We start from the raw sequence: 11978 nt of genomic DNA, 5'->3' as shown, positions 1-11978 counted from the left end.
AACTATGCTGAACAGGTTACTCATGATAAATAAATTACTTATTACGACCTCTTTATTATTAATAAACTCGACACTTTTTGCTCAAACGGTTCAAGTCCCAAAGAGTGAGGTAGCATCTATTTTTAAAGCTGCAAATTTCAAAAAAACAAAACATGGCTGGAAAGGTAACTGTGATACTGGTGAAATTATCATTTATAAAGATTTAAATGGCGATGGCCATAAAGATGCAGTTATTAAAGATAGTAGCACTATGTGTTATGGCAATACGGGTGTTGGCTACTATATAGTTTCACAGCAAAAAGATGGTCAATGGAAAAAACTATTTAGCGACTCTGGCATCCCCACCTTTTTGAAAACTAAAGGCAAAGATGGCTGGCCTGATATTGAAAATGGCGGGACAGGCTTCTGTTTTCCTATTTATCGATGGAATGGTAAGGAATACACCCTTAACCGTCATGAATATGAAGGCAAAGCTTGTGAGTTATAAAAAGCAGACCCCATAAATTTAAAAGCCTCGATTTATCGTGGCTTTTTTACATCCTTATGAAACATCCTTCGACTAAAGAATGCGCTTTTTTTCTAAAAAACTACACAGTGACTGTGCTAATTTAAATTAAGAATTGAAATCACTTATATTTTAAAAAAGAGGAATAAATCATGTCTAAAAAGATTTTAATGTTGGTCGGTGACTATGCCGAAGACTATGAAACTATGGTTCCCTTTCAGTTCTTAACTGCTTTAGGTTATACCGTGCATGCTGTTTGCCCAAATAAAAAGAACGGCGACCATATTGCAACGGCTATTCATGATTTTGAAGGTGAACAAACTTATAGTGAAAAACGTGGCCACAACTTCGCGATTAACTATGATTTCGATGCCGTTAATACCGAAGACTATGTAGGTCTAGTTATTCCGGGTGGTCGTGCACCGGAGTATTTACGCATGAATGAGCGTGTTATCGAAATTGTACGTGAGTTCGATAGAGTGAAAAAACCAATTGCAGCTGTATGCCATGGTGCTCAGTTACTCGCTGCGGCAGATGTGTTAAAAGACCGCCTCTGCTCAGCTTATCCAGCATGTGCAGCCGAAGTAAAACTCGCAGGTGGGCAATATGCAGATATTGCTGTGACTGAAGCCGTTACTGATGGGCATTTGGTGACTGCACCTGCTTGGCCTGCACATCCAGCTTGGTTAGCTCAATTTGTGAAAGTTTTAGGGGCTAAGATTAGTATTTAGAGAGAAGTAAAGCATCAAATGAATATCTATAAGTTAGCTTGATCTTGTAGATATTCATTTTATTCTATTATTCAGTGAGTATATTCTTATTTAAGCCCTTCAAGTTGTGTATCACATCCAGCCCATTCATTTATATTCCGTAAATACTTTAATGGTTTAAGCTCAACTCTTTCACCATTAGACAAAATTTCTTGAACATCCAAAGAACATTGAGCCCCTCCTTTACCATCAAGAAGCTCATAATTCTTATGTGGAGCAAACTTATAAACTGCATCTACGCTACAACCACGTAACTCTGTACCTGTGTGATAACTTTTATAAGCACTTAAAGCAATAAAACGTTCTGCTGGTATTTTAAATTCTGCAAATTGTATATTTTTAGGGGGAGAAGGCATATTCAACAACTTAGGTTTATAATGAGCTTCACCACCTAATATATTGATACTTTCGACTTCAGGTGACATTAAGAATTTAGGTTGCATCGATGTGATACATCCGTTCGGATATAATCTAACACTAAAGTTTTGACCTTGTTCTACACGAATATTACTTACTAAATTCTCTGTAGAATCTTGATATAGTCTATGACCTATTAATTTTTTTGATTGATTAACAATATTAGCCGTACAACCAGCAAGAGATATAATTACAAGAATAATTAATATTTTTTTCATAGGTTATAAAATAGATTAAAAAAATAAAGTAAATTCTAGCAAACAGGATGACTTATACAAGGCATCTAAATCGCTATTTTTTATCAATCGGCATATTTTGATAAAAGCCTCTTTAAATCTCTTATCACTGTCCTCTCAGCATTCCCAACTTATTCCAAATTTCTGGTGTTAAAAACGTCGTCACCAATTTATTTAAGTCAATATAGCGTAATGTGCCCTGCAACTGCTGTTTAACGGCCGGGTCTTTAACGATATCTTCACCCGCACTTTGGCCTAACTGCTGGAAAGCCTCCCCAACTGCCTTCACACCTTCAGCCTGAATTACAGCTTTGGTCTGAGTAGAACATTGCTCCACAATCACACGTTGTAAAACCTGAGCCAGTTTTTGGTCTAACTGATCTTTTTGCTCAGGCGTTACATTACTAAATGCTTTTAAATCTGGATGAGCTGCTAAAGCCGTAAATGTCCACTGAAGCACTGTAGTTTTGTCAGAGGCAGTTGTTGCTTTAACCAGACAGTCACTGAGCTGATCAACCGTTGGCCCAGCCATCGCAATTTGGGTAGTTCCCAACACAGCAGCAGCCACACATATTGAACGGCTCAGGTGTGAAAACTTACGGCGAGCAATAGTGTAAAGATGACGTGACATAGGTCTGGCTCCAATAAACAATCTGTTCTTTTTATCACAGAGTCACCAAAGTTACCTGTTATGACTCTGTAACCGCAAAATACTTATTTCACCACAGACTCTATTCGATCAAGTTCCCACACCCCACCTGCTGCCAAACCTTTACACATACCTGTCCACATATCCTTAGTGTGCACAAAACTCTTGCCGTCCCATACCCATTCTTCACTTGCCCAGCAATCCCCAATGCCTCGTCCCTTTTGAGCACTGCTGATCATACCGCTATCAAAATCTGAAGCAGACTCTGTCACAAATATTACCTTACCATTTAAAGACTCATCGAATACCCATGCCCCATACCCTTCGTTATAGGCGCCTCTCCAGCACAACGTAGTCACCAGAACTTTCTTATTGATTAGTTTATATAGCTCAATTTTCTGTGGTTCAGCTCCATCGCTATTACCGCCATAAACACCTTCACAAAAGCCATCTTCTCTCGGATTCGGTTTAGCAGCCATCAAACTACGGTGTATTGCTTGGTACTGTTTATTTTTAGGCAGTAAAGTTAAATAAGGTTTGTTTGAAGTCTTAATATGCTTCACAAGTAGTTTTGGCTCAGGCATAAGCACTTTGGTTTCATTGGCGCTGCCTTTTTTAACCAAAACACCAACAGTTCCGATACGCTTCTGAAAATCATCCATTTTTAATAAAACAGCAGTCATTCCAGCATCAGAAATTTTCCATTTATGCTGTGAATTTTTAAATACAATTTCGGTCTTCTGTTTGGATTGCTGTAGTACAGCATTGACTTGCGAGCTGTTCAGTTTACCCATAAGTGGTAACTCAGTACCATCTACACTCACAGCGCCTAAATCTTTGCCATTTATATAAAAATGAATATTTTTAAGCTGGTTTGCTGGCATGCTTTGTTCATAGTCTGACAAAGCAAATTCAATCTGCACAGGTTGTTTTGGGCCAGCTTTACGTGTTAATAAAATTGAAGCAGGATTGTCACCATTTTCCTCGTTTTGATAGCCTGCGGCTTTACATGTACCGGTATTGCTGCAAGAAACCTCCCACTCTTGGTGTGAAAATGAAATACCTTTGGTTTCTTGAGCAAAACTATAAGAACTCATTACCGCTAAACAGCAGATTGAAAGCATATTTTTCATTATTTCATGTCTCGATAGGTCTGTTTTTCTTATTAAGTTAAAACAGTTTAAATTTTTGAGTTACCTTCTAGTTTAAAAGAATATGCTAGATTTATATAAAATTTAAATTGATTACTTTCTAAAAATGAAAAAACTGAATTTTTTATTATTTACTGCATTTACCAGTCTAACTTCACCTGCTTATGCAGAAGTAAAAAGCTTTACACCCCATTTCCCCAAATTTTATAGCTCTGCTGCGACCCACAAAGCAGATAATCAGTTCTATTCTCTAGGAGAGGCAAAGTTTTTAAATGGCGTTACAGTCCCGTTTTATGGCATTACTGCACAAAACCCAATGGAGGATGGTTTACTTAAAGATTTTGAAAAATGCACACCTAAAAGCTGCAATTTTAATTTTAAACTCGATACTCAACATGCCAAGCAACTCAAGCTTCTTGCATTACCTGAAACAGGATTAGTACTGGTTCCACGTAACTGGCAAGATGTAGAAGCAAATGCAGGTGCAAATGGAACTGGTTTTGCTCTAGTCATGAGTCCAGACCACAAACAAGCAATAGAACTCTATGATTCTTCATTTTGCGTTGGGTGTGGCTTACCCAATGCAACTCTTTATTTTCCTGAGCTGTTAAAAGAAAGTCTTGAAAATGAATTTGGCGGATTTAAAGACTCTAAAAAACTCATCAATATTGTTCATCCCTCTAAAAGAGTTGCTTTTTTTAGTTATCAAATTCCACAAGTGAACAATAAAACCCATGGTATTGCCAAATATTATGATGAAGACACTTTTAACTATAAAGAGATTCAAGTCATCTTAGATAAATCGCAGCAGTCTTTAGTTGGCACTATCCTTAATTTTTATAATGCAACGCACTAATCCAATACTTAATAAGAAAACCCGCTTTCGCGGGTTTTTATTTTATTTGTGTAGTATCGACTCAAAAGCTTTTAAACGCTTATAAATTGAAAGCAGTTCAATAATCGTTTTCCATGAACTAATTAAGTATTGGAAGGATTCCCGTACACGCCCAAATACATTTGCAATTTGTTGAATCAAACCTAATGTGAGTTTACCAGCAGCAATTGATGGGAAAAGAACAACCAAGTTATATAAAACATCAAGTTGGCCATACCAAATAGCTGTCATATTAAAATAGGCATAATGGAAGTAAAGTCTGAAATAATTTTTACGTACATTACTAAATAACTCACGCAAGGTAGCAGGTTTTGCACGATCAGCATGGTCTTCACCATAAACTAATTCTTTACGATAAGCCGCTTCTACTTTCTGATTGTTAAATTGCAAACCTGGCAACTTAATCCCTACTACCATTAATAGAACTGTACCGAAAATTGACCACACTATTGCGGCCCATACTAAAGAGTGATTTAACTCACCAACAATTGGTAAAACGGGAACATGTTTAGACAGTTGAAATAGAATAGGTAAAAAGGCAATCAATGTAATAACCGCTTTTACTAACTCTACCCCTAAATCTTCCAAAATTGTTGCAAAGCGCATAGTGTCTTCTTGCACACGTTGCGAAGCACCTTCAACATGACGTAGTTTTTCCCAATGCTCTGTGTAGTATTCATTCATTGCTGTACGCCAGCGGAATACATAATGGCTTGTAAAAAAGGCATTAATCACAGCAAGAGTCACCGCAACCATAGCAATATAAAGAAAGACCATTGTCTCACTATATAGTGCTGAAAGATCTCCTCCTCCACTCGAAAGCATTTTTTGGATTAAATCCCAAAATGGTACATACCATGCATTAATCGCAACGCTAGCCTGAACAGCAAACCAAATATTGAACAAAATAAATGCAGAGCCCCAGACTGACCAACGCTGCCATGGATTATTAGAAATAATTTTCCAAAAGCCAGCAAAAAGCGCAGTAGAGATTAAAAACCAAAGATAGAACCATAAAAAAGCAGGCGACCAAAAACGGCTTACACCAATAGGCAATTCAGCCTCTGCATAACCCTGCGGAAAGCCTAAATACTCTCCCCAGTGATCTCCACCTGTATACCAGAGCACCATATTGAGCGCGATCCAAATGACCGCAGATATAAAGAAATACCTTGGTGATGGAAAAAATGATTTGAACATTGAGCGTGGATATCCCTATATTTCTTCAAATTTGCAATGAAGGGAATACTAAAACCTAAACCTTAAAATTGTGAAGGCTAAAGTTTAGAGAATTGTCAATTTTTCCCATTTCATTGAAGGATTTGATCGTTTTTTTGTAAATTCATCCCTTTTATGCAATTTAATCCGTTTAAATTGCTTTGTATATGACTCCCTTAAGAGCCATATACAGTTTTTATATCATAGCAATATGTACGTTTAAATCTCTTCTTTACGGACAATATAGCCTTCAAGTTGCATAGCTTGAATTAATGGTTCCAGATCTGGAGCACTTTTTAGCTCAACATCAACGCTTACTGCGCTTTCTTTCGCACGGCTTGTTGCTGCAAATCGTTCATGCCGCAGTTCATAAATATTACCGCCCTGCTCAGCAATAATTGCTGTTAGACGCGCTAAGGCACCCGGATTATCTGGTAATTCAACTCGAATACGAACCATACGGCCAGTACGGGTCAAGTGACGCTGCAATACTGAAACCATTACACGTGTATCAATATTTCCACCAGATAACACCACGCCAACTTTATGACCTAAAAATAGATCTGGTCGAGACATAATTGCAGCAATTCCAGTCGCGCCAGCCCCCTCACATACTGTTTTTTCAATATTGAGTAATAGTGCAATAGCCTCTTCAATCATGTCTTCAGTGACAACAACAATGTCATCAACATATTCTTTAGCAACTTGGGTCGTAAGCTCACCTGGAGTTTTTACCGCAATACCCTCAGCAACAGTAGAGCCCATTGAAACCGCATGTTGATAATTACAAAGTAGTTTTGCCATACTTGGGTATACAACTGATTGCACCCCAATAATTTTGATTTTTGGATTGATCGCTTTAGCAGCAATTGCAATACCAGAAATTAAACCACCACCACCAATTGGCACAACCAAAATATCCAGATCAGGCACAGCTGCAAGCATTTCAAGTGCAATGGTTCCCTGACCTGCAATAATTTCAGCATCATCAAATGGGTGGATAATCGTTAAAGATTCTTCTTGTGCAACACGGTGCATTTCAGCAGCAGCTTCTGAAAAGTCCTGTCCATGCAAAATAACGCGTGCACCATACTCACGTACTCGTTGTACCTTAACGTTTGGTGTCGATTTCGGCATCACAATGGTCGCGGTCACACCTGTACGCTGAGCATGGTAGGCTACACCTTGTGCGTGATTACCTGCCGAAGCTGCAATAACACCATGTTGCTTTTCTTGCTCAGATAAACACAACAGTTTATTCAGAGCGCCCCGCTCTTTAAATGAAGCTGTAAATTGTAAGTTTTCAAATTTCAACCACATCTCAGCCCCTAAGGTTTTAGAAATGGTTTCTGAGAAAACAAAGGGAGTTTTTACAACTAAACCTTCCAAACGCTCTGCGGCAGCATGAACATCGTCTAATGTTGGAAAGCCATTTTTAACCTGTTGCTGTATCATTTATCCAGTCAGCCTCAATACACTACAAATCAATTATTTAAAAAAAACGGCAACAATATTTCATATTGACCATTAGAGTTTTCAGCATATCCAACATGTCTCTAATATACAAAAAATTTTATTCCAAAAATTGAAGATTTAGACTTCCATAAAAAAAGCCCTATGTGGGCTTTTTATATAATTTTCAGAATATTAACGTTTATTTATTGGCTTTGAGCACTCAAGCCTTCCGTAGACATATTTTGTTCAGCTATTTTTTCATCAATAGCAAACTGAATATCAGAAAGCTTGGCATTAGCTGCATCTATACCAGATTTCATAGTAGCTTCACGGCCTTTAACATCAAAAATATGTGCTTTTTCTCTTAAATCTGGCTGAATAACTACGTCCGCATATTGTAACTCTTCTGCTGCCAAACGCCCTTGCATGATATTAATATTCTGATTAAACAGTCCCCAGACATTCGATGTTTCTGTGTAAATAGGCTGAGCTAAAATATCAACTGCAATAATGACATCAGCCCCTAAATCACGAGCTACTTCAACTGGCACAGGACTCACCAACCCACCATCAACATATTCAGATTTACCAATTTTAGTCGGCACAAACATACTCGGAATCGAAGCAGAGGCTCTTACGGCTTGACCAGTATTGCCGTAGTTAAATACGGTCTTTGTACCATGCTTTAGTTCAGTTGCCACCACATACATTGGAATCTTCATTTTTTCGAGTGGCATGTTATTTACTTGCTGGTTAACGTAGTTCTCTACTTTTTTGCCATCAAAAAAGCCTTTTAAACCGATACTAATATCACGGACATCGCCAGCTTTCATTTTTAAAGCAGTATCACGCAGTTCAGCAGGTGTTTTACCACTCGCATAAATTGCCCCAACAATACTACCCGCACTCGTACCTACAATAAAATCTGGGCGAATACCATGTTGTTCTAAAACTTCAATTACCCCTATATGAGCATAACCTCGTGCTCCACCGCTACCCAATACAAGCGCAACAACAGGACGTTTTTGCATTTTTTTAATTCTTGCAAAAGGTTGATCGACAGCACGAGCATAAGCTTCTGTCGTTTGCGGTTTTAGAGCAGCAGACAAGTGTGTGGTGGTCTGGCATCCCACCAACACCATAGAGAGTCCGAGAACCCACAATTTAAGCTGTTTCATGGCCCATCTTCGCACTATGAGGTTTAAGTTCGGATTGCAATTTTAGTTGCTACTTTCGTGAAAAGCTGTAGTGAATTTATTTAATTTGTCATGTTTAAAATTTAGACTCAAGTATTTTATTTGTCCCCTATATAAAAAAGGCCCCTTATGTATAAGAGGCCTTTTGAAACTTACCAGATATCTGAATCAACTTTTTTCTTCAATTCCGGATACTTGTCAATTTTAAACTCAGGCTCTTTAATGCCTCGTTTCAATTGCTCGCGGTAATCTTTTAACAAAGTGCGTGCCATTGGCGTTAATAGTAAAATTGCAATCAAGTTAATGGTTGCCATGATACCCATAAACAAGTCAGCCATTGACCAAACGAGTGGAACACTACCGATTGCACCGAAGTACACCATCACCAATACAAAAATACGGAAGATGAACATGACTTTCGGATTGTTATTAATAAACTGTACATTACCTTCTGCATAAGCATAGTTACCTAATACAGCTGAATAACAGAATAAGAATAATAGAACAGCTAGGAAATCAGATCCCCAATGCCCAACTTGAGTTTCTAAGGCACGTTGTGTTAATTCAACACCAACAAAACCTGCATCTTGGTAAACGCCAGAAACTAAGATAATGATTGCAGTACTCGTACATACAATGAACGTATCTACGAATACACCAAGCATTTGTACTAAACCTTGGTTTACAGGGTGTTTTACATCAGATGCAGCAGCAGCGTTTGGCGCAGAACCCATACCAGCTTCGTTCGAGAACAAACCACGCTTAATACCTTGCATCATTGCCATTGACACTGCCGTACCGAAGAAACCACCTGCCGCAGCATTGAAGTGGAAAGCTTCAGTCACAATCAGCTTTAAAATATCAGGCAAAATTGCATAGTTGCTTAATGCGATATAGAGAGCAACAGATAAGTAAAGACCTGCTTTTAAAGGTACAAACATCTCTGCAAATTTAGCAATACGTTTAATACCGCCAAAAATTGCCAATGCCACCAACACTACAAGCGCAAGGCCAACCCATGAAATTTCTAGATCAACACCACCTAAATGTGCAATGAGATTAGCTTTATCCCACCCCCAAGCATGTGAAGATGCCTTAGCAATCGCATTGATTTGAACTGAGTTAAATACGAAACCATAGGTAAAGATGAGTGCTAGTGCGAAAACCGCACCAAACGTTTTACTGCGTAGACCTTGAGTAATATAGTAAGCTGGACCACCACGGAACTGTTTAGTCTTACTATCTCTAACTTTAAATAGCTGAGCAAGCGTAGACTCAATAAAAGCAGAGCTCATACCAAGAAGTGCGGTCACCCACATCCAGAACACAGCGCCAGGGCCACCAATTGCGATCGCAATTGCCACGCCAGCAATATTACCTACCCCAACACGGCTCGCAAGACCTGTTACAAATGCCTGAAAAGGTGTAAGGCCATGCTCATCCTCACCTGCTGTACGACTACTTTTCATGACTCGGATACTTTGCAAGAACATGCGAATTTGCACGGCTCCTGTTAAGACCGTATAAAAAATACCGACAGCCAGCAAGAAGATAACCAAAAAGTCCCATAAAGGGTCATTAAAAAATTGTACCCACGACATCAGTGTGGCATTGAGTTGTTCATTCATACTCGGTCCGCTTACGTTCTTGCTAATGTGCTAATAGCACAAGCCAAAATACTGCAATAAACAAAAAAGCCCCTCAAAATAGGGACTTCTTCAGTACATTTAAGGAAAAACTTTTAATGTCACTTGAATAGCAATTACCGTCACAAGTTTAAGCAACATAATGCCCAGCACTAAGCCTTTGAAGGTAACATGAGAGAAAGTACCCTTCAGATAAAATGAATTCATCGCACCACTGAACATATTCCCATTTGGGTGAACAGAATGCATCGACTCGGCTACAAACTTGGAAACTAACAAATGACCACCGCTAAATCAGCTCGCTTAATGATTCCCATCAATTAATCGAGTTATAAAAATCTGGATTTAAGCCAATAAGCATATTTACATATACTTGAGAGCGAATGTCTAAAATGGATATGAATTTCAAAGACTGTAACGAGCCATCGCCATAACGCGGCTATCTGCGCCCTTTTCCCTCTGATTGGAAAAGAGTGCGTTTAGATCTGTACCAAGCTGTTGTATTTCTTGTGGCTCAGTAGTTGCGTGAGTTACGTTCATTTTCATGGTTGCAATGGTAATCGCCAATCCTTGTTTCATGAACTGCTTGTTGATGAGCGGTAGACTCATGTAAAGCTCCTTATTTCTCGTGTATTTCTCCATTTCTACATCCAAATCCTTTTTGTAAAGGGATTTTGTATGCAGCCATTTCTTTCCTAACATGAGTATGGAGAAATCATACCTGCGTAAAAAAGTCGGTATTATGCAGAAATTTAAAATTTTGTGTATGTTTTTCATTAAAATTTTATGTTATTTCCGATTGTTTTTTATCCAAAATCATCTGTTTTGTACTGTTTTTAAACATATTATACCTTTTTTTCAATTGAGTAATTTTTAATCCAACTGATGCTATAGATTTATTTTTATAGTCAAAAACATCATACTTTTTTGTCTATTTAGATCTAAAGTGGCATATTCACATTAGATTTAATTAGACATTATATCCAAACTAAACACATCATCATATCTTTAAGGATATCCCTTTTCTAATATTTTTTGCTTATAAATGAAGTACTTTCAAAACATGAAATTAAGCTTCAAAAAAGTATTAAGTATTTAAGAAAATATATAGGAGTACGCATGAATCTGGAACAAGTTCGTCTCGTTGATGAAGCTATCACTTCTCGACATTCTGTCCGCGCTTTTTTAAATACTCCAATTGAGCCAGAAGTCATTAAAGATATATTACGAGTCGCAAGTCGAGCACCTTCTGGAACGAACACTCAACCATGGAAAGTCTATGTGGTCACAGGTAAAAAGCGTGATGAAATAGTTGAGCGTGTCTGTGCTGCACAAATTGAGGTTTCAAAAAATCCTGAACTAGCAGAACAATATAAAGAAACTTTTGCTTATTACCCTGAAAAATGGATATCCCCTTTTATTGACCGCCGCCGCGAGAATGGTTGGGGACTCTACGGTTTACTCGAAATCAAAAAGGGCGAAAAAGAAAAAATGGCTGAACAGCAGCTACGTAATTTTAAATTGTTCGATGCACCAGTCGGCCTTTTCTTTACCGTAAATAAAACGATGGGAATCGGCTCTAAAATGGATATCGCAATGATGATCCAAAACGTGATGGTCGCTGCCAAGGCACGTGGTTTAGATACATGCCCACAAGCAGCTTGGAATCATTTTCACCCTATTGTTTTAGATATAGTAGGTGCATCAGATGACGAAGAACTGGTATGTGCAATTGCATTAGGTCATGCCGATCCTAACCACATTGTAAATACCTTTATTACGCCTAGAGAACCTGTAGAAAATTTCACAATTTTTCTAGACGAATAAGCTATAAGTGGCC

13 protein-coding genes are annotated in these 11978 nt (G+C 38.2%); 4 read left to right on the top strand and 9 right to left on the bottom strand.

All coding sequences use genetic code 11. The features are described 5' to 3' along the window. Positions 1-22: 22 nt before the first annotated feature. Together MKX14_RS14205 and pfpI are read left to right on the top strand one after the other, a co-directional pair. Positions 23-487: a hypothetical protein gene (locus tag MKX14_RS14205; RefSeq protein WP_240282762.1), complete on the top strand. Its 465-nt coding sequence runs from the start codon at positions 23-25 to the stop codon at positions 485-487. Positions 488-657: 170 nt separating this feature from the next. Then, positions 658-1236 (top strand): DJ-1/PfpI family protein, encoded by a 579-nt coding sequence (pfpI, locus tag MKX14_RS14200; RefSeq protein ID WP_213074160.1) that lies wholly within the window; start codon positions 658-660, stop codon positions 1234-1236. An 86-nt stretch (positions 1237-1322) separates the two neighbouring features. Here pfpI and MKX14_RS14195 read toward each other — a convergent pair whose 3' ends face one another. The 3 genes from MKX14_RS14195 to MKX14_RS14185 form a co-directional block, all read right to left on the bottom strand. After that, the gene (locus MKX14_RS14195; protein ID WP_171458913.1) at positions 1323-1910 is read right to left on the bottom strand and encodes a hypothetical protein; all 588 of its coding nucleotides are present in this window, start codon (positions 1908-1910) and stop codon (positions 1323-1325) included. Between the two features lie 124 nt (positions 1911-2034). Then, positions 2035-2559 carry a hypothetical protein gene (locus MKX14_RS14190; RefSeq protein WP_240282761.1) on the bottom strand — a complete coding sequence of 175 codons (525 nt, stop codon included), beginning with the start codon at positions 2557-2559 and terminating at the stop codon, positions 2035-2037. A gap of 83 nt (positions 2560-2642) precedes the next feature. Then, positions 2643-3710 carry a DUF1176 domain-containing protein gene (locus MKX14_RS14185; RefSeq protein WP_240282760.1) on the bottom strand — a complete coding sequence of 356 codons (1068 nt, stop codon included), beginning with the start codon at positions 3708-3710 and terminating at the stop codon, positions 2643-2645. Positions 3711-3834: 124 nt separating this feature from the next. Between MKX14_RS14185 and MKX14_RS14180 the strand changes: the two genes are divergently transcribed. Then, positions 3835-4584, top strand: coding sequence for a DUF4850 domain-containing protein (locus tag MKX14_RS14180; protein WP_240282759.1), 750 nt, complete (start codon positions 3835-3837; stop codon positions 4582-4584). Positions 4585-4626: 42 nt separating this feature from the next. Here MKX14_RS14180 and sbmA read toward each other — a convergent pair whose 3' ends face one another. The 6 genes from sbmA to MKX14_RS14150 form a co-directional block, all read right to left on the bottom strand. Further along, positions 4627-5823 (bottom strand): peptide antibiotic transporter SbmA, encoded by a 1197-nt coding sequence (gene sbmA / locus MKX14_RS14175; protein WP_063099543.1) that lies wholly within the window; start codon positions 5821-5823, stop codon positions 4627-4629. A gap of 237 nt (positions 5824-6060) precedes the next feature. Further along, positions 6061-7296, bottom strand: a complete 1236-nt coding sequence (tdcB, locus tag MKX14_RS14170; protein WP_240282758.1) for a threonine ammonia-lyase — start codon at positions 7294-7296, stop codon at positions 6061-6063. Positions 7297-7499: 203 nt separating this feature from the next. After that, on the bottom strand, positions 7500-8474 hold the full coding sequence (locus MKX14_RS14165; RefSeq protein WP_213074161.1) for a patatin-like phospholipase family protein: 975 nt from the start codon (positions 8472-8474) through the stop codon (positions 7500-7502). 170 nt (positions 8475-8644) lie between these two features. Further along, the gene (locus tag MKX14_RS14160) at positions 8645-10120 is read right to left on the bottom strand and encodes an alanine/glycine:cation symporter family protein (protein ID WP_240282757.1); all 1476 of its coding nucleotides are present in this window, start codon (positions 10118-10120) and stop codon (positions 8645-8647) included. Positions 10121-10219: 99 nt separating this feature from the next. Beyond that, positions 10220-10360, bottom strand: coding sequence for a hypothetical protein (locus MKX14_RS14155; protein WP_016802562.1), 141 nt, complete (start codon positions 10358-10360; stop codon positions 10220-10222). A 183-nt stretch (positions 10361-10543) separates the two neighbouring features. Further along, on the bottom strand, positions 10544-10747 hold the full coding sequence (locus MKX14_RS14150; RefSeq protein WP_005064392.1) for a hypothetical protein: 204 nt from the start codon (positions 10745-10747) through the stop codon (positions 10544-10546). Between the two features lie 510 nt (positions 10748-11257). On the opposite strand from MKX14_RS14150, the gene MKX14_RS14145 reads away from it, so the two are divergent. Further along, positions 11258-11965 (top strand): nitroreductase, encoded by a 708-nt coding sequence (locus MKX14_RS14145; RefSeq protein WP_240282756.1) that lies wholly within the window; start codon positions 11258-11260, stop codon positions 11963-11965. Positions 11966-11978: the final 13 nt, after the last annotated feature.

Origin of the sequence: Acinetobacter pittii, from assembly GCF_022449185.1 — a bacterium.
In the GTDB taxonomy this organism is placed as follows: Bacteria; Pseudomonadota; Gammaproteobacteria; order Pseudomonadales; family Moraxellaceae; genus Acinetobacter; species Acinetobacter pittii_I.
Note: the sequence above shows the minus strand (reverse complement) of the source record. Positions and strands in the feature narration are given on the sequence as shown.